Origin of the sequence: Cobetia crustatorum, from assembly GCF_000591415.1 — a bacterium.
Taxonomy (GTDB): domain Bacteria; phylum Pseudomonadota; class Gammaproteobacteria; order Pseudomonadales; family Halomonadaceae; genus Cobetia; species Cobetia crustatorum.
Genome location: NZ_JEMF01000056.1, coordinates 21232 through 42974 on the forward strand (window position 1 = coordinate 21232; position 21743 = coordinate 42974).

The following is a 21743-nucleotide window of genomic DNA, read 5'->3' on the forward strand; positions in this document are numbered from 1 at the left end:
GGTCAGTGAGTGGTGCCGTCGAGAGATTCCTCGATGGCCGACAGTGGGCGGGATGGCGTGCGTGGCTTGCCGGGGCCGCCGCTGGGGGCGTGACTGTCATCACCCTCAGGCCCTTTCTTGATCAGCTTGAAGATGTAGTTGATCCCCGTGCCGAAGACGATGAAGTAGACCGTGACAAAGGCTGTCAGGCTGATGCTGAGGTGAACGGCACTGTGGGCAGAGACGGCATCTTCCGTTCTCATCAAGCCGTAGATCACCCACGGCTGGCGGCCGACCTCGGTGGTGAACCAGCCCGCGAGTATCGCGATCAGACCGGCCGGCCCCATGGCGACGGCCAGTCTCAGCCAGCGCCGCGAGGTGAAGAGCCTGCCCTTGCGGGCCAGATAGACACCCGAGAGGCCGAGCAGAATCATCGCAAGGCCCAGGCCGACCATCAGGCGGAAGCTCCAGAACACGACGGTCGAATTGGGGCGGTCGGCGGCGGGGAAGTCCTTGAGCGCCGGCACCTGCTTGTCGATGTCATGCATCAACAGCAGGCTGCCGAGGGCCGGAATCTCGAGCGCAAATCGCGTCTCTTCGCGCTGCATGTCGGGCACACCGAAAAGGATCAACGGTGTCGGTTCCCCATGGCTGTTGTCCCAATGGCCTTCGATGGCCGCGATCTTGGCCGGTTGGTGCTTGAGCGTATTAAGGCCATGCATGTCGCCGACGAAGGCCTGCAGCGGGGCGGTCACCATCAACATCAGCACCGCCATGACGAGCATCTTGCGCACTTCCGGGGTGTCGCGTTTCTTGAGCAGCAACCAGGCGGCGGAGGCAGCGACGAACAGCGAGGTGCTCAGGAAGGAGGCCAGTGCCATGTGGGCCAGGCGATAGGGGAAGGAGGGATTGAAGACGATCGCGAGCCAGTCGACCGGCACGACGATGCCATCGATGACCTCATGCCCCTGAGGGGTCTGCATCCAGCTGTTGGACGACAGGATCCAGAACATCGAGACCAGGGTGCCGAGCGCCACCATGCAGGTCGAGAAGAAGTGCAGGCCGCGGCCGACGCGATTCCAGCCAAATAGCATCACGCCGAGGAAGCCGGCTTCGAGGAAGAAGGCGGTCAGCACTTCATAGGTCAGCAGTGGCCCGGTCACGCTGCCGGCAAAGGCCGAGAAACCGCTCCAATGCGTGCCGAACTGGTAGGCCATGACCAGCCCTGACACCACGCCCATCGCGAAGTTGACCGCGAAAATCTTCGACCAGAAATGATAGAGGTTGCGGTAGACCTGTGTGCCCGTCTTCAACCACATGCCTTCCAGCACCGCCAGATAGCTGGCGAGACCAATGGTGATGGCCGGGAAGATGATGTGAAACGAGATGGTGAAGGCGAACTGTATCCTGGCCAGGTCGATGGCCTCGGTGCCGAACATGGCAATGTCTCCTGAGTAGGCGGCAAGGGGGACGGCCCTGCCTGAATCTTCGCCGCTACTCTAGGGAGCCACCGGAAGCCATAACAGGCTCAGTTGTGCGAGAAAAAACCATATCAGTTGCGAGCTGAATCTTGGTCAGTCGTTAAATGCCCGTGAGCCAGCCAGGTGGTCTGGCGAGAATCCAGCAAGGCGAGTCGGGCAGGAGGGCGCACTCTGATTCACGTCAGCACTATGACGGGGTCAGGCGCGTGCCACATCGCCCTTGGCGGCAGGCCCCGCCATGGCGGGCTCTTGCGCACCCTGCTAGGGCACGCGTGCGGCATCAAGGCATGCAGCCAGGGTGCGCAACAAGGTGCGACATCCAGGTGTGGCAAGCAGCTGGCGCGCGAGTGACATGTGCCGCAAAAGGCTGTTTTCGCCCCCGCGGATGACGAGTGAAGACTGTGTGGCAAGGCGGCCACAAGGGCTGCGGCATTTGCGCGCACTCATGCGCGCATATACTCGAGGCACTCCTCGCACCTCGCATGCAGCCTGAGCGGTCCGCGTTTCAGGCTGCCTTGAGCAATTCACCCAATGTCTGCATGGCGCGCTCTGACGCCGCATCCCATGGGTGGCCGTAGCTCAAGCGAATGCAATGCTTGAAGCCCTGGGTGGCCGAGAAGATAGGCCCCGGCGCTAGGCTGATGCCGTGGGCCAACGCCTGCTGGAACAGGGCCAGCGAGTCGATGTGCTCGGGAAGCTCGCACCACAGGAAATAACCCCCGTGGGGGTGGGTCACGCGAGTGTCTTCGGGGAAGTAGCGATCAATGGCTGCCAGCATGGCTGTCTGCTGGGTCTCGAGCGCCAGACGTAGCTTGCGCAGGTGGCGGTCGTAGCCGCCATGCTGAAGGTAGTCGGCTAGGGCCACTTGGGCGGGCAGCGATGGCGAGATGGTCGTCATCAGCTTGAGGCGCGAAATCTCCCGGGTATGCCGCCCCGCGGATATCCAGCCCACCCGATAGCCCGGTGCCAGGCACTTGGAGAACGACCCGCAATGCATCACCAGACCTTCGACATCCAGCGCCTTGACGGGTTGCGGGGGCGACACCTCGGCACGTTGATCGAAATACAGTTCCGCGTAGACATCATCCTCCAGCATCGGTAGCTGATGACGGCAGAGCAGCGCATACAGTTCGGCCTTGCGTGCATCGCTCAGGCTGGCCCCCAGCGGATTATGCAGATGACTCATGAACCAGCAGGCCTTGATGGGCAGCGTCTCCAGACGATTCTCGAGTACCTCGAGATCAATCCCTTCGCGCGGGTGTACCGGAATTTCCACCGCGCGCAGCTTGAGCCGCTCAAGCACCTGAAGCGTGGCATAGAAGGCCGGCGCCTCGATGGCGACAAGGTCCCCGGGCTGGGTGACACATTGCAGGCCAAGATTGAGCGCCTCCATGGCACCATTGGTGATCACCAACTCCTCTGTCGGCAGCTGCATGCCATTGACCATGTAGCGCTGAGCGATCTGTCGGCACAGGTCAGGATGGCCTGTGGTCATGTCGGAGATCACGGCATGCGATGACAGCTGGCGCAGCCCGCGCGTCATGCTGGTCGCAAGCCGCGCGAGGGGAAAGAGCTCCGGGCTCGGGAAGGCAGAGCCGAAGGGGACGGTATCGTTGTCGCGCAGTGAGCCCAGCACCGAGAACACCAGTTCACTGACGGCGACATCGGAAGGAGCTTGCTGCTGCAGGGCGACATGCGGCTCATCGAGTATCCGCGAGGCATTGTCACGCACGAAATATCCCGAGCGCGGCCGCGCACTGATCAATCCCTGATTCTCCAGCAGGTAATACGCTTGGAAGACGGTAGAGGGACTGATGCCATGCGCCTTGCTGGCCTGACGCACTGACGGCACGCGCTCACCTGGGGCGAGAATGCCGGTACGAATCAGGTTTGAGATCTCGGCAGCAAAGCGTTCATAACGCTTCATGGGAGCTATCCTGGTGGGCTGTGGAAGGGCAAGGATACCGAAGTGGGGGACGGCGCTATACCAGAGAGTCTCAGGTGGCATCGCGACTGATACCTTAATTCTCATGGTGTTCGCTCACTTCTCTGGCTATCGGAGCAAGCCCCTTTGCATAGAGGTTTGCTTCGGTCCATGAGGCTTGTTAGGCCTGCCCTATGGCGGCGAATCCGTCTGGTTTACTAGCAGTCCCGTAATTTGCTCCAATATCGTCATATTTCTATGGAGAGTGCCGCTGTGGCAGCCACTGGTTTGAGTAATGCATCGTTCGCCTTGAATATCGCACTCCTTCAGCATGGATGGCGTGATGAGTTTGATGCAGGCACCTTGGAGCGTGGTCTGCGTTACGCGCGCCAGCAGCGAGTGGATGAGCAGTGGCAGGTAGAGTTGGATGAGAAGGGTGGTTTGACGCTTTCTGGCGATGTCGCGGGCAGTCTGGGCACCCCTTATCGCACGATGATCATGTTGGCTCCTGTGGGTACTCGGCACCAGATGCGAACAGCTTGTAGTTGTCCGGTGGGCAGTACCTGCAAGCACGCAGTCGCATTGATCGATACCTTCCTGAGTAGCGGCCCTTTGGGGAAAGCCCTGGAGGTTCCTGACACGCTTGAGCCCGACGAAGTGGAGCAAGCGCCGTCACTTCAGGCGGCGAAACGTGAGTGGACAATCTGGCTGCAACATCACAGTCAAGCCCCGGCGGTGCCGTCAGCCGTCCAAGTAGGTGCCAACCACCGTCTCGGGTTGTTCCTTGATGTGCAGTCCGGCCACAGGGGGCTTCCCGCGCTGACGGTGCAGCCGGTGTGGTTGAGGCCCTCCAAGAGCAAGACGCAGCTTGATCGATGGGTCTCGCCAGTGAAAGTTGAAGTCTCTCACGTGGGGGAGTTGTCACCTGTTCCTGCAATGGGATGGCAGCCGGCGCAGGAGGAGGCCATCGAGCAGTTATTGCATGGCAGCAAAGATTCGCAATGGTACTTTCCTGGGCAATCCAAAGGTTTGACGTTGAACAAGGCATTCCAGGCGAAAGCGCTCTGGTCCCTGCTGGCAAGCGATGCCTCCCCCTTGCTTTTCCATCAGAAGCAGACGGGCCCACAGCTTGGTATTGGGCCGACCTGCCGTATCGCCCCGACCTGGCAGATGGATGAGCAGGGTGTGCAGCGGCTGCAGATGTCCACGATACCTGAAGATATCTTGTCTCCCGCGGCTATCGTAGCCAGTGTCGGCAAGTCGCTTTGTTATCTTGACCCTCAGAATAAGCAGTTTGGCCCTCTGGAGGGGGATGTTGAGCTTTGGCGCCAACTCCAGCACGTTCCCGCGTTACCGCCGGAAATGAGCGAGTGGTTGACCTCTCGCCTCCAGAATGTCTCGGGGCTGGCAGCCCAAGTCCCCTCTCCGAGAACCCTCGTGGAAACAACGCTCGAGGATGTGAAACCCAAGCTGAAGATCACCATGTGTGTCGCACAGGCACGTCTGCCAACGCGCCGCCATGTCTGGAACGAAACTCCTATTCGGTTGGGCGCTGGTGTCGTGAGCCTGAGCTATGCCGGTATCGAGATACCCCCAGAGGAGGGAGAGGTGGCCCAGGGCTGCGCGATGGGCAGCGTTTGACGATACCACGTGATCAACAGGCGGAAATCGCGCTGATTCGCGCCATTCCGCCAGGCATGGTCACGTTGGAAGAACTCGCCGCGCACCACGATGTACCGGATGGGTTGGAGTTGCCCTCGTGGAGCTTGCTGCTGCCGATAGATAGGCAGGTGCCAGAAAATGCGGCGGAATGGAGGACCTGTCTTTCTGCTCCTGAGGAATGGTGGGACATGATCCTGCAATTACGTCAGGCGGGATGTGTGGTCGAGTTCAGTGACGACTTCCCGCAAGAGCCCGAATATCTATCGCCAGACAACTGGTATGGAGCGCTCGAGTCCGCCGAGAACGGCTGGTTCGATCTTGCGTTGGGCGTTGAGGTGGAGAATGAATCCTTCAATCTGCTCCCCATTCTGCGTCAACTCATTCAGCGCGAAGACTTTCCGTTGACGCCGGAGGAGGATGAGGAAGCGGGGGCAAGCTGGGTAGTACACCTGCCGGATAACCGTCGGCTGGTGCTTCCACTTGCCAAGCTACGTGCCTGGTTGGCTCCCTTGATGGACTGGCTTCACGATAGCGAGGCACCCACAAGCGCACTTCGTGTGCCATTGACCTCCATCGATCAGCTGGCCCCCTTGGCAGATCATGAGCGCTGGGTGGGGCGAGAGGATGCCGTGGCCCTTGCCCAACGATTGCGTGAGCTTCCTGATAAATTGCCAGCCCCTGACGGTTTCCAGGGTGAATTGCGCGATTATCAGGCGCGAGGACTAGCCTGGTTGCGATTCCTCTCGGAGTTGAGTACTGGCGGTATTCTGGCCGATGACATGGGGCTTGGAAAAACCATCCAGATCCTTGCACACGTGCTCGATGAGCGTTCGCGAGGGGAGCTGCGCGGGCCTGTCATGGTGGTGGCCCCGACAAGTCTCGTCGGTAACTGGTGCGCCGAAGCGGCTCGATTTGCGCCGACACTGAGCGTGCTGGCGCTTCAGGGAGCCAAGGCCAGCCGTCGTGAGCAGATCGATACTGTTGTCGCCAATGTGGATCTCGTCATCACGACATACCCCCTCCTGGTGCGAGATATTGAGCATCTGTGCGAGCAGCACTTCGGTATCGTGGTACTGGATGAGGCCCAAGCCATCAAGAATGCTGCCAGTCAGACCGCGCGTACCGTACGCAGGCTCAATGCAGATCGCATGATCGCGATGACCGGAACGCCATTGGAAAACCACCTGGGTGAGTTATGGGCGCAATTGGATGTTGCTGCACCAGGCGCCTTGGGAAGCCAGCAGTGGTTTGGTCGGCATTTTCGTACCCCTATCGAGAAACATGCTGACGACGCTGTGAGTCAGCGACTTTCTCGTCGTATCTCGCCACTCATCCTCCGGCGTACCAAACAGCAAGTCCTCAATGAATTGCCGGACAAGACGGAGACTCAGCGAGACGTCACGCTGACCGGTGCACAGCGAGAGCTTTATGAGAGTCTTCGACTGACACAGCATCAACGGGTCAAGGAGGCGATCGAGACACGCGGGCTGGCAGCCTCCGGCATCGTGATGCTAGATGCGCTGTTGAAATTACGCCAGGTGTGCTGTGACCCACGGCTTGTCAAACATCAAAGTGCGGCGACGGTTCAGTGCTCAGCCAAACTGGAGGCGCTACGTGAACTGTTGCCATCGTTGGTCGAGGACGGTCGGCGTATCCTCATCTTCTCGCAATTTACGGAAATGCTTGAATTGATCGGGGGAGCACTGGAGCGGGAGGGGATTTCTCACTTGACTCTCACAGGGCAGACGCCCGGGGCAGTGCGAACCGAGCGTGTGGCGCAATTTCAGCGTGGCGAGGTACCCGTATTCCTGATCAGCCTCAAGGCAGGGGGGACTGGGCTCAATCTCACGACGGCAGATACGGTCATCCACTACGACCCCTGGTGGAATCCTGCCGTAGAGGCCCAAGCCACCGGGCGTGCTCATCGAATGGGCCAGACGAATCCGGTGTTTGTCTACAAGCTGGTTTGTGCAGGAACTGTTGAGGAACGCATCCTGGAGCTGCAGTCTCGCAAGGCGGATCTTGCCGCATCAGTACTGGAAGGGGGAAGCGGGCGTCAGGAGGAGGGGCCCCTGTTTGATGAGGAGGATCTGGCCTTGTTGTTTGCTCCGGTGTGATCCCGATATGGCCCCCCCGTTGGGGCATGGCAAGGCGGTTGCCTATTGGGGGGAGAGGCGTTGAGTCAGGCCATGGCACCTCATGTTACTGGGGCTACCCAGGGTGTGATCGCCCGGGTGTACTCACTGGCGCGCCGCATGGCCTGCCGGTGCAGGTATTCCAGACTATGGGCATAGTGCGTCAATGTCTGTTCCGGGGTGCGGTGGCCGATCCAGACGGCAAGTTGATACAACAACATGCCGCGATCCTGACTGTCCTGTCCGGCATAGCCTCGAACCCCCTTCAGAAAGCGTTTCAGGGGCGCTTTTTGCAGTCCCCAGGAGCCGTGCTCCTGCAAGTCGTCGAGTATGTCACGGTTCTGCGCCGCCTCAAGACGAATCAGCCACCAACTGACCGCTGCATGGCGCAACGAGTGAAAATCGATGGCACTCCCCAGCACACTTCGCATGGTGTCGATTGCCGGAGCGATCAGGCCGGCATGATTGAATGCCTGACAACTCTCGCTCGGGCCGAACAGCGCGATATCAGAGAGGGCTGTCGAGGGGAAGCATCGCCGTCGATATACCCACCATGCTGCCAACATTTCAATATCGCCGAAGAATGTCAGAAGGTGCAGGGGAAGTACGCGCCGCGCTGAAGGCGTCTTTCCGGCGTGAATATAAACGCGGCACTCAATCTCCGGCAATGACTTCAGCAGTTCACGCAACTTCACGTGCAGGGTCTCTCTCTCATGCGGTGCGGGAGGTGAGAATCCCGTATCAGGTAGCGCCTTTGCGAGCTCGGCTGGGCAGTGGTCCTCCAACCACTGCTCGAGCGAAAAGGTGCCCTGAGGACATTCGATGCGAATGTCCCGTAGCGTCAGGGCGCAGACCTCGCTGGCGCGCATCCCCCCGTGGAAGCCCAGCGCGATGCTGAGCCACTGCATGGTGGCATCAGGTGTTGCATCGGGTACTGCGAGAAGATGAGTACGTACCTTTTCCATCTGTCTCAGGGTGGCGAAATGAATTCGTTTGGCGCTGGGGGTCTTGTGATTGCCTGATATCGGCGGCTCCACGTCCAGCAATACTCCCATGCTGTGCATGAAGCGGATGAGCTGCCCCATATTGCCAAGAAAGCTGTGTGTCGTGCTGGCTGACCACCCCATATCGCGTGGCACGCACCAGCACATTTCCTGGGCACTGTCGTTGTCCCACTCCTGAATGTCGATCGACAAGGTGTAGTCCGCCATCGCCATCGGCAAGCTGCGAGAAAGATAGGTGTGCAGCGAACTGACGCGCAGCATGCGAGTCACGCGCAGATCATGCAGCCAATAGAGCACCATGACCGGGTAGCTATGGCGGATGCCCATGAGTCTTGTGAGGCGTCTGCTTGTCTCGAGCAGCAGCGCCTCCAGACGCTTCTTGACCCTTTCGTCACTTGTCTTGCGAAGATGATCAGAGGAAATGACCCCGATCCATTGCTTGAGGATGCGTCTCGCCGACGGAAGCCAGTCTATCTGCCAGGAATCCTGGGTCATCAAGCGCTGCCCCGGAGGTTGTGTCAATACGGTTGAGTGGGGGGTAGCGTTCGTTTCTGATGCCTTGGTCGCGAAAAGATCCATGGCGCTCACCGAGTCGTCATCCGCCATGGGTTCCTGCTGATGGTAGCCGGAATCAGTCGCCATGACCGTGCTGACCGGTGGAGCCTCGAGCCGAGCGAAGTAGGAGTGGGGCTCATAAAGCCCATGCGCGCTGCTGTAGGGAATCGGATAGCGACTGAACTGGCTGACCCAGTAGCCGGGCAATCCCCCCAGGACTGCCGCATGAGGCAATGCGCTCAGCAAGGTGGTCAGCTTAAGCCTTCGGCGTTCCTCGGTTGTCATGGGCAGTGTGGTGATCAGGGAGGCCAGCTCCTGTCTCATGCGACCCTTGACGATGCGAATCCGTTCGGGAATCGAGAGGGACTGGTCTTCTGGCCTCTCGGCCAATAACCACTCGTCCTTGGCTGTGGTGGGTTTTCTGGCTCTCAATGTCTTGAGCGCAGTCGTCAGTGTCGACTCCAATGGCAGACGGTAGGCCGTCATGTGAGGCGACATGACCGTCGACGGTGCCGCGTGAGCGGGGATCCAGACCCACTCATTGGGGGCGTTGCGATCGCTCTCGAAGTGACGACGCGTCAGGCAGGCCAATGTGACCAGAATCACCTGTTGGCCTAACCCTGCACGCACACCGAGCTCTACGGCAGCGCGCAACAGCGGAAAGCCAGTCCCGGGTTGACGTAGCGCGCGGATGATCGGCAAGACCCTGGTCGCGCGGTCCAGAGCTTTGGCCTCCATTGGTAGCACGCTTTTGCGCCGGGCCTGTGTGGGCCACTGTGGCAGCATCGCCACGACTCCCGGGCTTTGGTTGACTTCCTCCAGAAAGCGGCCGATGACGCGGTAAGCTTCACGGGGCCTTATCGGCCGGCGATGATGCACCTTTCTCCATCGAATCAGTTCCGTGACCATTGCCTTGGCTTGCGTATGGTTGAGGTACAGCATCATGCTTCCGGCCTCTGCCGGCATATCGTTGGCCGGTTGGCGCTTGGCGTGACGCTCGATCCAGTACAGCAGGTGCAGGCTTTGCTGGCGTTGCGTGCCTTTGACTCGATCAAGTCGGCGTTCCTCCCAGCGCGACCATAGCTCTTGCATGTGGTGGGTGCTCATGAGCTTTAGGTGCAAGTCAGGGTCGAGCTTGGTCAGTGATCGGATTCCTGACGTCTCCCTTGCAGGTGCAAGGTAAAACTTCCCATCTCTACTCATGGCAAATCCTTGAGAGGTATCACCTTGATTCGCAACTCATCGGACAACTCCCCCAAGAGGCGTTGCATCTCCGGCGGTAGGCAGATGTTGCTGGCATAGGGGGCATGGCGCTGCTGGCCGCGTTTGACATGGCCCAGCAGCATATCCAGCGTGTTCGCTTGCATTCGCCCATCGAGTGTCTGGGCGACGAAATGACGTGGCGCGTTATCGGGAAGTGCCAGCAGGGTTGCGAGTGCACTGCGTGACGCGGCTGTCAGTGACGGCGCTTGATGATGTGTGCTGATCCAGCCTCGGATGTGGGTCTGCTGGCAAGGCTTTGCGGTCAGATTGAGGCTGGCTTGGCGTCTTGACCACCATATGGCCAGTGCCTGCTCGTCTTCAGGCCATGACAGCCAGGTCCCGCCATTTCGTGGCCAGTGCTGCCGCCAGGAGGCCTGCCATGCCTGCAGGGTATCGAGATTCTGGCAAACCGGGAGAGGCAACGGGATGACCCGGCTTTCTCTGTAGAGGCCTGAATCCTTGTCAGCGATCCACAGCAGGCGTCCACGCCGAGACATTTGCGTAGTGGCACCTGGTGGACGAAGTCCTACCGTCAGCTGGACTCCCATGAGTACGTAGCAGCAAAGCGCACTGTTGAGCTCGATCAAGGCCGAGCAGTCCTCAGGTGAAGGGGTTCGGCCACGGGCAGCAATGGGAAAGTCGGAAAGACCCTTTTGGGCCAGATCATGCAAGCCCTTCAGTGCCACCCTGGCAGTGTGGAGCGAAAGTGTCATGCTCGAGCCCAAGGTCGTGATGGCGTGTGCATTCCTGGGAGGCAGGGTCGCGTTCATCGGTGTCGTGATCTCCCACCACCCCAGCGACGTGTTCATGAGACGCTGCAGTTCACGTAGGGACGTCTTGCGGTAAGCGGCAGGCGCTGCTGTTTTCAGGCTGAGCTCCCCGTGAAGCCACTCCGCTTCGATATCGGTCTTCGCCATGCCGAGAAGATGAAGCCGTGCGGCTCTGGCCACGCGCTGGGCCGTGGGAGTCGTGCCTGTGTGCGTTGCCATATGTTGCCTCAGCTGGCGGTTGAGCACCGCCAGACTCTTGGTCAGAGGCTGAGTTGTCGCTTCGCTCAATTGATTGAGGGGTATCGCGAGGGCGTCCGGTAGGCGAAGAGGCAGGGGGGGGCTTTGTGACGGTGCATGAATGACAGGAACGTAGAGTGTGTTGCTATCGGGGACCCACTGCAGTGATTGATTCCGCGACACCGTCGCAGTGCAGAGCAGTGCCTCCTGCTCGACACCCGTCACACGGAGCTGACTGAGACGTTCGGGGGCAATACCTGTTGCGAGCACAAGCTGCACCAGCAGTCTGGCATCAGGCGGGAAAGGTAATGTCAGTATTCTTCGGATCTGCCCTTGAGTGGTGGCGAAATTCGACAGACTTCCCAGGCTCTGTGCGATAGAGGTTTGCTGACGTTTGCGCGCGATCACCCTGCAATCTTGCGGTGTCAACAGGGTATCTCCCTTGTGATGAAAGGGCGCTTCCACTTCTTCTTGTGGCTGAGAGATCTTGTCTGGTTCGAGACTGGTGTCAACGTCCTCGTTGTCGTCCGAAGGTCGTGCGGTAACGAGTGTCTCAGATAGTTCAGGACTGGAGGCAACCGATGAAAAGTCGCGCTTGAATGAGTCGTGAAAAAAGACGGAGCGTTGTGGGAGCCGCTTCGCGTAGGGCGCGCGACGAGTTCCGATGGGCAGGTAACCGGAGAGCAATTCCTGGGCCTGCTGCAATTGGTCATACAGTCTTGGGTTGCCGTTTTTCAGCCACGGGATATGTTTACAGGCGCTGAGTAACGAGAGATTGGCAGAACGATGCCACGCGATCGGGTGCTGCCAAAGTGGCAGCATGTACTTCAATGCGACATGTAGGGTCGATAAATGCTGGTAATAGAGATTGCAATCGACAGAAGGCCCCGAGTGATAGCCGGCCATGTCGCGCAAGGCAAGACGAATCAATCGGCGATTGTGCTCGATGGGGGATGGCTCGCCATTGCTTGGCAAGAGTTCGAAAGCGTGTGTTGAGGTCGTGCCATGGCGCGCGAGCTGTATTGCCTGGTTTGCGATATTGGCTCGCACCATGGAGGGAGCGAATTTATCGGGAAAGGTCAGCTGGCTATGCAGTGGGTGGCTCTGACGAATCGCCTGTAATGGTCCCGGCGCAAGAGGGAGTCTCCTCAGGAGTTTGTTGATGAGGTCGAGCAACTCAGGATCATTGTCATCCGCTGCCTGAATATGAGCGGATATCCAGAGATCCGCCTGACTACATGGGGGAAGATTACAGTGAAGAAACGGCCATAAGCGCGTTTCCTCCGAAGCCGACAATACCACGTCATCTAGTTGTTCTTCCCACTGATGAAGGATGGTTTCGGGGAGCCATGTCTTGCTTTCGGGAGTATCATCCATCATGAGGAGGACTCCCTTCCTCGTCCAATAGATCGCCAAACAGGTCGTCAACCCTTTGTGCTACATGGGACCTGCGAGTGGGTGAGGTGGCTGGCCTCGTGGTGTCTGGGGCGGAGCCCGATGCTGATTGGTACCGAGCGGATGGAATCGGCTTGGGCGCTGGGGGAGTGAGGGGCACTGATGTTGGCGCCGCTTTTTGTGCCTCGTTGTCCTTGCTTGTCTCGGGGGAGAGTGGCTCTGAGGCTCCGCGATCATCGTCGAGACTCCGCTGGCCTTTGGGGCTGTGGGCACGTTGCAGTGTGCTCTTCGCCCAGCGGCCCTGGGTCAGGATCATGAGACTCTTGATATCCAGGGTGGGTTTCGATAACCCGAACACGATACGGGCCAACTTCTCTTCCAGCCCAGGCTTCTCATTGAGCTGCTTGATGAATGCACGGGCTTCCATCACGTGTGAGGTGTTGAAAAGCTCCTGAGGTAGCACCTCTGACAGATAGCGCAACACCTCCAGCTCCTCGTAGGTGAGACCTTCACGGTCCACCTCAAACACCTTGAGGGAACGGAAGTTCTCGAGAGATGACTCTCTGAGTTGTCGCAGGAGCATGCCATGGGTGAGCAGCTCGGTGTGGCCCTGGGCACCGACAAGCACGATGGGGAGGTGGCTGAGCAGCAGGCCCTTGTATGAAGGGGCCTTGCCTTTGCGTGGAGGCGGAAGGGAGATGAGATCGCCAAGAGAGCGTCGTGAAAGATTCCGTATCTTGCCTGAGATGGAAAACTCAGCCTCAGGCAGGGGCGTGTAGGTATCGGTCATGAGCTCTCCCTTGCGTCTTATTAATTATCTCATCCTTATAGTAGGATAAATATCATCTCATCGACCCCGCTGGAAGTGCTGCCGTCCTTGGCAGCGCCTTTCAGGGTGCGAGCTATCAAAAGATGTCATTGCCCGGGTCATGCATGTCATCCGCCAGTCGAATGTAGCGTTCGAAAGTCTTCTGATCACGATGCCCGCTGATGCGCTTTATCTGTTGATCGCTTTTCCCACGAAGATGCGCTTCGGTAATGAAGCCGGCACGAAAGCTGTGGGTGGTGAACTTTTCTGCACTGAGGTTGGCGCGCTGTAACGCCTTCTTGAGTAGATTGCCGAACGTGACGGGGTGCATTCTGCCGGCCCCCACTCGATCTGCCTGATCGATGGAACGATACAGCGCACCTCGACGAATGCCACTCCAGGCAAGCCAAGCCTCCAGTAACGTCACTGGGCAGCAACGCCCGCCGGCTGGATTGCGGGGGAGCGTCTTCTGTTCGATCCGTCCGCTTTGATTGGTTTTGCTGTGGCGCAACGTGATCACGATACCGGCATCACGCCATTCGATATCCTCTCGGTAGAGCGCGACGACCTCACTTGCGCGAAACGCCCCGTAGAAGCACAGGCAGAACATGCTGGCATCACGTAGATCTCGGGGAGCATCGAGGTCCAGAGCTTGCAACAGCTGTTGCAAATGATGGAGCCGCAAAGCGGGGGCCTGGCGCTGTCGTCCATCACTCTTGCGATGAATCCCCTTCAATACCCCTTTCACTTCCAGGCTCAGCGTGGGCGAGGGCAACTGCATATAGACATGCCAGGTACCCAGCGAGCTGGCGTGACGAGAAATCGTGGCAGGCTTGCGTCCTTTGGCATGCATCTCCGCCAGATAGTTGGCGACCTGATGGGAAGTGGCGGGGAGTGAGTAGCCGGCTTTCAAGAAGCCCCGGATATCTGATCGAAATGCCAGGATGGTGTTCTTTGCCATGCTGTCAGCCAGTAGCCGTCTCGCGGCGCGTGACAATTGCATGTTGCCTGTCAGCTCATGGCTCTGCTCTTTCCCGAGCCATGGCGTGACTTCGCTCGGTAAGCGTCCCGGTTCCTTTTCAAGCGACATGCTCACCTCCTGATGGTGTCAATCCATCGAAGTCAGAGGGTGTTATCCAGCACGGGGCGTTTTCACGCCTGGATGAATACCGGTATGGCAATGGGATGGTCATGAAGCACCTCGGTTGATCAGTAGTGTGGGGCGTCGACGCTGTGACGCCTGTGACTTGCGCTGTTGTTCGCAAGTCCCACCTACGCTATCGGGCTTCGTGCTTCAGGGAAGGCGATCTGCAACGGCCTGACGGCCGCACTCCTGCAGTCTGTATGTCAGAAGTCGCTGTCCTCATAGAGAGGGGAAGGGCTGTTAAAAAGGGGTTGATTTCGCAGAGACATCATGTGGACGGAAAGTCTGTCGAATTCGATATGCACCAGTACGCAACAATAAAACCAGTCTAAGAAGCACTGTGAAACAGAGGCTTATATGAGGTGTTTGTAGAAAGCTCACCATGTTGGTGCGCTTTCTACATGAAGGAGATTTTGTTGCTCTGTTTCGGTGCACTTAAGGTATGTGTGCATCTCTCCAGACAACGCGTTACGAGGGTGATTCCCCTATACGGGTGCGCTTGATCACGGGCTGGCACATCGATTGCACTACTTCAATCGGGACAACAAGTACAACAAGACACGAGGGAATGTCGTGAACAAGAAAATCGCTGCCGCAATGCTATCCGCCTGTGTCGGTTTCTCGCTGGCCAATGTCGCCCAGGCAGAAGAGGGGCCGATCAAGGTCGGCATCCTGCACTCACTGTCCGGCACCATGGCGATCAGTGAATCGACACTGAAAGACACCATGTTGATGCTGATCGAGAAGCAGAACGAGCAGGGCGGGCTGCTGGGACGCAAGCTAGAGCCTGTCGTGGTCGACCCGGCCTCCAACTGGCCGCTGTTCGCCGAGAAGGCGCGTGAGCTGCTGGCGCAGGACAAGGTCGACGTGATCTTCGGCAACTGGACGTCCGTCTCGCGCAAGTCGGTGCTGCCGGTGGTCGAGGAGCTCAACGGCCTGCTGTTCTATCCGGTGCAGTATGAGGGCGAGGAGTCCTCGGAGAACGTCTTCTACACCGGAGCGGCGCCCAATCAGCAGGCGATTCCGGCAGTGGATTACTTGATGAACGATGTGGGCGTGGAGCGCTGGGTGCTGGCGGGCACGGACTATGTCTATCCGCGTACCACCAACAAGATCCTGGCCGCCTACCTCAAGTCGAAGGGCGTGGCGGACGCGGATGTGATGGTCAATTACACCCCCTTCGGCCATTCCAACTGGCAGTCCATCGTCTCGGATATCAAGTCCTTCGGCAGTGCCGGCAAGAAGACGGCCGTGGTGTCCACCATCAATGGCGATGCCAATGTGCCGTTCTATCGTGAGCTGGCCAACCAGGGCATCAATGCCGAGGACATCCCGGTGGTGGCCTTCTCGGTGGGCGAGCAGGAGCTCTCGGGCATCGATACCGCGCCGCTGGTCGGCCACCTGGCCGCCTGGAACTACTTCATGAGCGTGGACAGCGACACCAACTACGACTTCATCGATGAGTGGATCGATTACACCGGCAAGGAAGATGCGGTCACCAACGACCCGATGGAAGCCCACTACATCGGCTTCAACATGTGGATGGAAGCCGCGCGCAAGGCCGGCAGCGTCGAGGTCGATGCGGTCAAGGACGCCATCATCGGTGTCTCGGTGCCCAACCTGACCGGCGGCTACGCCACCATGATGCCCAACCATCACATCACCAAGCCGGTGCTGATCGGCGAGATCCAGGACAACGGCCAGTTCTCCGTCGTCTGGCAGACCCCGTCCACCGTGGCAGGCGATGCCTGGTCTGACTATCTGGAAGGTTCCAAGGACCTGATCAGTGACTGGCGCAAGCCGATGGAATGCGGCAACTACAATGTCGTGACTCATTCCTGTGGGGCTCAACAGAGCGTTGCGACGCAATGATGCCTGGCACGTTCTGAGAGCGAGGCGGCGTGCAGGGGAGCCTGCATGTCGCCTCGTTGAGTGTCAGCTCCGAGGCCACGATGCCCTCGGAGACTGATGACGCCTTTGTGCGTTCACCATGGATGGCCTTCTTGATGTCTATATCCGTTGCAACGATGTACCGCGGGTGCTGGCAGTGGATGCTGCTGGTCTGTCTTTTGTCATTCCCCCTGTTTGCCGCTGCCCAGTCCGAGTCTGCGACTGGCCAGTCTGCGCGCCTGTCTGACGGCGCTGCTCAATCCCTGTTGACCCGGCTCGCCGAGGCACGCAACCCGGCCAAGCCAGCCGTGATCGATGAGATCGCGATGAGCGGCGATGCACGTGCACGTGGCTGGCTGGAAGCCTTTTCTGCCAGCAAGCTGGCTCGTCTCAAGGACGCCGAGCGCTTCTTGATCATCGACAACAATCGCGGCCGCGAATGGGCCGTCTCCGACGCCCTGTCGGGAGAATCGGCGGGCAAGGTCTCGCGCCGCGACTTAAAGACGCTGCGCAGCAACAACTCGCTGCGCGGGCATATCGATGGCGTGCTCTCGATGATCGACCTGTCTTCTCCGGATGCCGAAGTTAGACTCGCGGCGGCACGCGGCCTGCGCGGCAGTGTCGATGAGGCCATGGCCGAGCGATTGCCGAGCCTGATCGAGCAGGAAGGCGATGACGCTATCCGCGCCACTCTGAAGGAAGCGCTCGCCATCCAGCAGCTGGAAGCCAACGGCGACCCCGCAGCACTGGACACACTGTCCGGCAGCCTGAATGCCGCCGCGATCGCCGCCATCAATGGCGCCGCGGTGAGTGATGATCCGCAGCTGGCCCAGGCCGCCAAGGTGGCGCTGGCCGGTATCGAGCAGAAGCTTCAGCTCAACAGCGGGCTCGAGACGCTCTACTTCGGCCTCTCGCTGGGCTCGGTACTGGTGCTGGCCGCCATCGGGCTTGCCATCACCTTCGGTGTCATGGGTGTAATCAACATGGCGCATGGCGAACTGATCATGCTGGGCGCCTACACCACCTGGGGCATGCAGCAATTGCTGCCCGGGCAGCCGGGGTTGGCGCTGCTGCTGTCGATTCCGGCAGGCTTTCTGGTCGCGGCGGCGGTGGGTGTGATCATCGAGCGCAGCGTCATCCAGCACCTCAAGGGGCGTCCTCTTGAGACCTTGCTGGCCACCTTCGGCATCAGCCTGATCCTGCAGCAGCTGGTGCGTACCACCATCTCGCCCCTGAATCGCATCGTGGTCACGCCGGAGTGGATGAGTGGCTCGCTGATGATCAACGAGGCGCTGTCACTGACGCTCAATCGCCTCTACATCATCGGCTTCGCGCTGTTCGTGTTCGCCGGTCTGATGCTGATCATGCGCCGTACCCGTCTCGGCCTCGAGGTGCGGGCGGTGACCCAGAACCGGGCCATGGCGCGCTCGATGGGTATCAAGGCGACCCGCGTCGACATCATGACCTTCGCGCTGGGCTCCGGTGTGGCCGGCCTTGCCGGTGTCGCGCTCTCCCAGATCACCAACGTCGGGCCGAACCTGGGCCAGAACTACATCATCGACTCCTTCATGGTCGTGGTATTCGGCGGGGTCGGCAATCTGTGGGGCACGCTGGTGGCCGGCATGTCGCTGGGGCTGCTCAATCAGTTCCTCGAGCCCTGGGCGGGTGCGGTTCTCGCCAAGATCGTGGTGCTGGTCTTCATCATCCTGTTCATTCAAAAGCGCCCGCGGGGACTCTTCCCGCAAAAGGGCCGCGCCGCGGAGGGTTGATCCATGCCTGATTCACGTTCCTGGCTGGCGCGCCCCTTCACGGAGCGCTCCACCCAGATATTCCTCGCGGTGCTGACGCTGTCGGTGCTCGCCATCACGCTGCTGCATGTGCTGCTGCCCGAGGGGCATCCGCTGCATGTCAGCACCTTCACCGTCACCCTGCTGGGCAAGTACCTGTGCTATGCGCTGCTGGCGGTCGCGGTGGATCTCGTCTGGGGCTACCTCGGCATTCTCAGCCTGGGCCATGGCGCCTTCTTCGCGCTGGGCGGTTACGCCATGGGCATGTACCTGATGCGCGAGATCGGTGACCGCGGCGTCTATGGCAATCCGGAGCTGCCGGACTTCATGGTCTTCCTCAACTGGCAGGAGCTGCCGTGGTTCTGGCAGGGCTTCGACATGCCGGCCTTCGCCTTCCTGATGGTGCTGTTGGCGCCAGGGCTGCTGGCGCTGGTGTTCGGCTTCCTGGCCTTCCGCTCCCGCGTCACCGGCGTCTATCTCTCGATCATCACCCAGGCGCTGACCTTCGCCTTGATGCTGGCGTTCTTCCGCAACGAGATGGGCTTTGGTGGCAACAACGGCCTGACCGACTTCAAAGACATTCTCGGCTTCGATCTGCGCACGGATGCGGTGCGCATCGCGCTGTTCATCGCCAGTGGTGTGGCGCTGGGGCTCGGCTATCTGCTGTGTCGTGGCATCGTCGGCTCCAAGCTGGGGCGGCTAAGCATCGCCTGTCGCGACGCCGAGGCGCGCACGCGCTTTCTGGGTTACCGCGTCGAACGTGTCCAGCTGTTTATCTTCGTGGTCTCGGCGATGCTGGCCGGGGTCGCGGGTGCGCTGTACGTGCCGCAGGTCGGCATCATCAATCCCGGCGAGTTCTCGCCGCTGTTCTCCATCGAGGTGGTGGTGTGGGTGGCGCTCGGTGGCCGCGCGACGCTCTACGGCGCCGTGCTGGGCGCGCTGATCGTCAACTACGCCAAGACGGTATTCACCGGCATCATGCCGGATGCCTGGCTGTTCGCCCTCGGCGGCCTGTTCGTGCTGGTCACCGTGCTGTTGCCCAAGGGCATCGCCGGCCTGTTCGCTCAGCGTGGCTGGGGCAGGCGTTCGCAGTCGTCCGCGGCTAAGACCGAATCGGCATCCGGTTCCCGTCCCATCGAGGAGGCCACCGCATGAGCCTGTTGAAAGAGATGGCCACGCGTGACCGCGTGTTCGACTTCCTGACCCCGCGCACCTCGCCGGTGGACGTGACCCACGGGCCGATCCTCTATCTGGAAGATGTCAGTGTCAGCTTCGATGGCTTCAAGGCGATCAATGACCTCAACCTGACCATCGATGATGGCGAACTGCGTTGCATCATCGGCCCCAACGGCGCGGGCAAGACCACGATGATGGACATCATCACCGGCAAGACGCGCCCCGACAGTGGCTCGGTGTGGTTCGGCAGCCGGCACGATCTGCTGCGCATGAGTGAGCCCGAGATCGCCACCCTGGGCATCGGGCGCAAGTTCCAGAAGCCCACCGTCTTCGAGGCGCTCAGCGTGTTCGAGAATCTCGAACTGGCCATGGCCACCGACAAGCGCATCTTCCCGACGCTGGCGGCCCGCATGAGCGGCGAGACCCGCGCCAGGATCGAGGAGGTGCTCGAGACGATTCACCTCAAGGAGTGGCATGCGCGCGAGGCGGGCATCCTGTCCCACGGCCAGAAGCAGTGGCTGGAGATCGGCATGCTGTTGATGCAGAAGCCGCGGCTGCTGCTGGTCGATGAACCGGTGGCCGGCATGACCGAGCAGGAGATGGAGCGCACCGCGGAGCTGCTGACCAGCCTGGCGGGGCGCCAGTCGGTGGTGGTGGTCGAGCACGACATGGGCTTCGTGCGCTCCATCGCGCGCAAGGTCACGGTGTTGCATCAGGGCGCGGTATTGGCGGAAGGCAGCATGGATGCGGTATCGAGCGACCCGAAAGTCGTCGAGGTCTACCTGGGAGAGAGTGACGGATGACGCAAGCGCTGAACACCAAGGCACCGATGCCGAGCGGCGAGTCGCCGCTGCTGACCATCGACACGCTCAACCAGTTCTACGGGGAAAGCCACACGCTGTGGGACCTGACGCTGGAGATTCCCGTTGGGCAATGTACCTGCGTGATGGGCCGCAACGGCGTCGGCAAGACCACGCTGATGAAATGCATCATGGGCGAGGAGAGCGTCCGTGACGGCAAGCTCCTGTACCGCGCCGATGCCAGTGGCAGCGATTCCGGTCGCGTTGCCAGTAGCAATGAGCCGCTTGATCTGACGCGGCGCAAGCTCGAGGAGCGCGCGCGGCTGGGTGTCGGCTACGTCCCCCAGGGGCGACAGATCTTCCCGATGATGACGGTTGAAGAGAATCTGCGCACCGGTCTTGCCGTGCGCCGGGATGGCCTGCGCCAGATTCCCGAGCGCATCTATGAGTTGTTTCCCGTGCTCAAGGAGATGCGTCACCGGCGTGGGGGGGATCTCTCTGGCGGCCAGCAGCAACAGCTCGCCATCGGCCGCGCGCTGGTGATCGAACCGCGCCTGCTGATTCTCGATGAGCCCGGCGAGGGCATCCAGCCCAATATCGTCGCCCAGATTGGTGAGGTCATCCGCCGTCTGATCAAGGAAGACGGCCTGACGGTGCTGCTGGTCGAGCAGAAGTTGCCCTTCGCGCGCAAGTACGCTGATCGCTTCGTGATCATGGATCGCGGCCGCCGGGTAGCCGAAGGCGAGATCGCGGCGCTGTCCGATGAACTGATCAAGCAGCACCTGACCGTATGACGATCCGGTGCGTGATTCCCGCTGACGGCGCGATGGATGCCGTGCGCAGTGAGGCCAATGCCTCTGGCCACCGCTTCGATGACCAGCGCCAGTGGCAGGCCGCGCTGGCGCTGCGTTTCGAGGCGGATGCGCGCGACACCAGTGATAGCGGGCGCGCCATCACCCGCCTGACGCGCAGACGTCATCATGGCCCGCTGCGTGTGCAGCGCCCGTTCTATCCCGAAGGCCGCCACGGCTGCTGCCACGTCTATCTGCTGCACCTCCGGGTGGGCTGGTCAGCGGCGATGCGCTGCAGATCGAGGCCGAGGTGGAGGAGGGCGCGCATGTGCTGTTGACCACACCGGCGGCGGCCAAGCTCTACAAGGCCGATCGCAACGGCGTGGCCTGGGGCCAGCATACGCATCTCAAGGTCGCCGAGGGGGCCACCCTGGAATGGCTGCCTCAGGAAACGCTGGCCTTCAATGGCTCGCGCGGCGAGCAGACCACCACCCTCGAGCTTGCCAGCTCTGCGCGCTGTCTGGGCTGGGAAGTGCTGGCACTGGGGCGACCGGTCGGCGAGCTGCCCTTCGTCAGCGGCCATCTCGAACAACGCTTTCGCCTGACCCGCGACGGCAAGCCAGTGTGGATCGAGCGCCAGTCGCTGGACCCGATGCATCCGCGCTTCACCGGGCGCTGGGGGCAGGGCGGTTGCAGTGTGCAGGCGACGCTGTGGGCGGTCGGACTCGAGGATGAGGCGGCGGCCATCGAGGCCCTGCGTGAGGCGTTGCCGGCTTCCCCGCGCTGGGCGGTGACATGCCGCGAAGGCGTATTGCTGCTGCGCTATCTGGGCCATGAACGCAACGAGGCCTGGACGCTGTGCCAGCAGGCATGGCAGCTCCTGCGCCCCCTGATGACGGGGCTTGAGGCACAGGTGCCACGTATCTGGCTGACCTGATCTCG

13 protein-coding genes and 1 pseudogene are annotated in these 21743 nt (G+C 60.5%); 8 read left to right on the plus strand and 6 right to left on the minus strand.

Going from position 1 to position 21743, the window contains the following annotated elements; genetic code table 11:
* Window positions 1-2: 2 nt before the first annotated feature.
* Both BF12_RS19910 and BF12_RS0112160 read right to left on the minus strand, forming a co-directional pair.
* On the minus strand, window positions 3-1418 hold the full coding sequence (locus BF12_RS19910) for a cytochrome ubiquinol oxidase subunit I (RefSeq protein WP_035160064.1): 1416 nt from the start codon (window positions 1416-1418) through the stop codon (window positions 3-5).
* A 547-nt stretch (window positions 1419-1965) separates the two neighbouring features.
* Window positions 1966-3387 carry an aminotransferase-like domain-containing protein gene (locus BF12_RS0112160; RefSeq protein WP_024952511.1) on the minus strand — a complete coding sequence of 474 codons (1422 nt, stop codon included), beginning with the start codon at window positions 3385-3387 and terminating at the stop codon, window positions 1966-1968.
* Window positions 3388-3657: 270 nt separating this feature from the next.
* Here BF12_RS0112160 and BF12_RS19915 point away from each other — a divergent pair, with 270 nt between their 5' ends.
* Both BF12_RS19915 and BF12_RS19920 read left to right on the plus strand, forming a co-directional pair.
* Window positions 3658-5025 carry an SWIM zinc finger family protein gene (locus BF12_RS19915; RefSeq protein WP_035160065.1) on the plus strand — a complete coding sequence of 456 codons (1368 nt, stop codon included), beginning with the start codon at window positions 3658-3660 and terminating at the stop codon, window positions 5023-5025.
* The gene (locus BF12_RS19920; protein WP_051510961.1) at window positions 5022-7163 is read left to right on the plus strand and encodes a DEAD/DEAH box helicase; all 2142 of its coding nucleotides are present in this window, start codon (window positions 5022-5024) and stop codon (window positions 7161-7163) included. The genes BF12_RS19915 and BF12_RS19920 overlap by 4 nt, the downstream gene beginning before the upstream one ends.
* An 80-nt stretch (window positions 7164-7243) precedes the next feature.
* Here the strand turns inward: BF12_RS19920 and BF12_RS0112170 are convergent, their stop codons facing one another.
* The 4 genes from BF12_RS0112170 to BF12_RS0112185 all read right to left on the minus strand — a co-directional run bounded on the left by BF12_RS0112170 (window position 7244) and on the right by BF12_RS0112185 (window position 14303).
* Window positions 7244-9832, minus strand: a complete 2589-nt coding sequence (locus BF12_RS0112170; RefSeq protein ID WP_024952512.1) for a site-specific integrase — start codon at window positions 9830-9832, stop codon at window positions 7244-7246.
* A 107-nt stretch (window positions 9833-9939) separates the two neighbouring features.
* Entirely contained in the window at window positions 9940-12390 is a 2451-nt protein-coding gene (locus tag BF12_RS0112175) for a hypothetical protein (protein WP_024952513.1), read from the minus strand.
* A complete protein-coding gene (locus BF12_RS0112180) occupies window positions 12380-13195 on the minus strand; it encodes a hypothetical protein (protein WP_024952514.1) in 816 nt (271 codons plus the stop codon). Before BF12_RS0112180 ends, BF12_RS0112175 begins: the two co-directional genes overlap by 11 nt.
* 115 nt (window positions 13196-13310) lie before the next feature.
* Entirely contained in the window at window positions 13311-14303 is a 993-nt protein-coding gene (locus tag BF12_RS0112185) for a site-specific integrase (protein WP_024952515.1), read from the minus strand.
* Window positions 14304-14954: 651 nt separating this feature from the next.
* On the opposite strand from BF12_RS0112185, the gene urtA reads away from it, so the two are divergent.
* The 6 genes and pseudogenes from urtA (at window position 14955) to BF12_RS19925 (ending at window position 21738) form a co-directional block, all read left to right on the plus strand.
* A complete protein-coding gene (urtA, locus tag BF12_RS0112190) occupies window positions 14955-16229 on the plus strand; it encodes an urea ABC transporter substrate-binding protein (RefSeq protein WP_035160076.1) in 1275 nt (424 codons plus the stop codon).
* Window positions 16230-16363: 134 nt separating this feature from the next.
* A complete protein-coding gene (urtB, locus tag BF12_RS0112195; RefSeq protein WP_248623695.1) occupies window positions 16364-18016 on the plus strand; it encodes an urea ABC transporter permease subunit UrtB in 1653 nt (550 codons plus the stop codon).
* A 3-nt stretch (window positions 18017-18019) separates the two neighbouring features.
* On the plus strand, window positions 18020-19189 hold the full coding sequence (gene urtC, locus BF12_RS0112200; RefSeq protein ID WP_024952518.1) for an urea ABC transporter permease subunit UrtC: 1170 nt from the start codon (window positions 18020-18022) through the stop codon (window positions 19187-19189).
* Window positions 19186-20013: an urea ABC transporter ATP-binding protein UrtD gene (gene urtD / locus BF12_RS0112205; protein WP_024952519.1), complete on the plus strand. Its 828-nt coding sequence runs from the start codon at window positions 19186-19188 to the stop codon at window positions 20011-20013. Before urtC ends, urtD begins: the two co-directional genes overlap by 4 nt.
* 47 nt (window positions 20014-20060) lie before the next feature.
* Window positions 20061-20804, plus strand: a complete 744-nt coding sequence (gene urtE, locus BF12_RS0112210) for an urea ABC transporter ATP-binding subunit UrtE (protein WP_024952520.1) — start codon at window positions 20061-20063, stop codon at window positions 20802-20804.
* A 32-nt stretch (window positions 20805-20836) separates the two neighbouring features.
* Window positions 20837-21738, plus strand: a pseudogene (locus BF12_RS19925) (urease accessory protein UreD).
* The last annotated feature ends 5 nt before the right edge of the window (window positions 21739-21743 follow it).

Coding starts and splice junctions, on each gene's coding strand:
- BF12_RS19910 (WP_035160064.1), bottom strand. CDS start 1,418: ATGTTCGGCACCGAGGCCATCGACCTGGCCAGGATACAGTTCGCCTTC.
- BF12_RS0112160 (WP_024952511.1), bottom strand. CDS start 3,387: ATGAAGCGTTATGAACGCTTTGCTGCCGAGATCTCAAACCTGATTCGT.
- BF12_RS0112170 (WP_024952512.1), bottom strand. CDS start 9,832: ATGCAAGAGCTATGGTCGCGCTGGGAGGAACGCCGACTTGATCGAGTC.
- BF12_RS0112175 (WP_024952513.1), bottom strand. CDS start 12,390: ATGATGGATGATACTCCCGAAAGCAAGACATGGCTCCCCGAAACCATC.
- BF12_RS0112180 (WP_024952514.1), bottom strand. CDS start 13,195: ATGACCGATACCTACACGCCCCTGCCTGAGGCTGAGTTTTCCATCTCA.
- BF12_RS0112185 (WP_024952515.1), bottom strand. CDS start 14,303: ATGTCGCTTGAAAAGGAACCGGGACGCTTACCGAGCGAAGTCACGCCA.
- urtA (WP_035160076.1), top strand. CDS start 14,955: ATGCTATCCGCCTGTGTCGGTTTCTCGCTGGCCAATGTCGCCCAGGCA.
- urtB (WP_248623695.1), top strand. CDS start 16,364: ATGTCTATATCCGTTGCAACGATGTACCGCGGGTGCTGGCAGTGGATG.
- urtC (WP_024952518.1), top strand. CDS start 18,020: ATGCCTGATTCACGTTCCTGGCTGGCGCGCCCCTTCACGGAGCGCTCC.
- urtD (WP_024952519.1), top strand. CDS start 19,186: ATGAGCCTGTTGAAAGAGATGGCCACGCGTGACCGCGTGTTCGACTTC.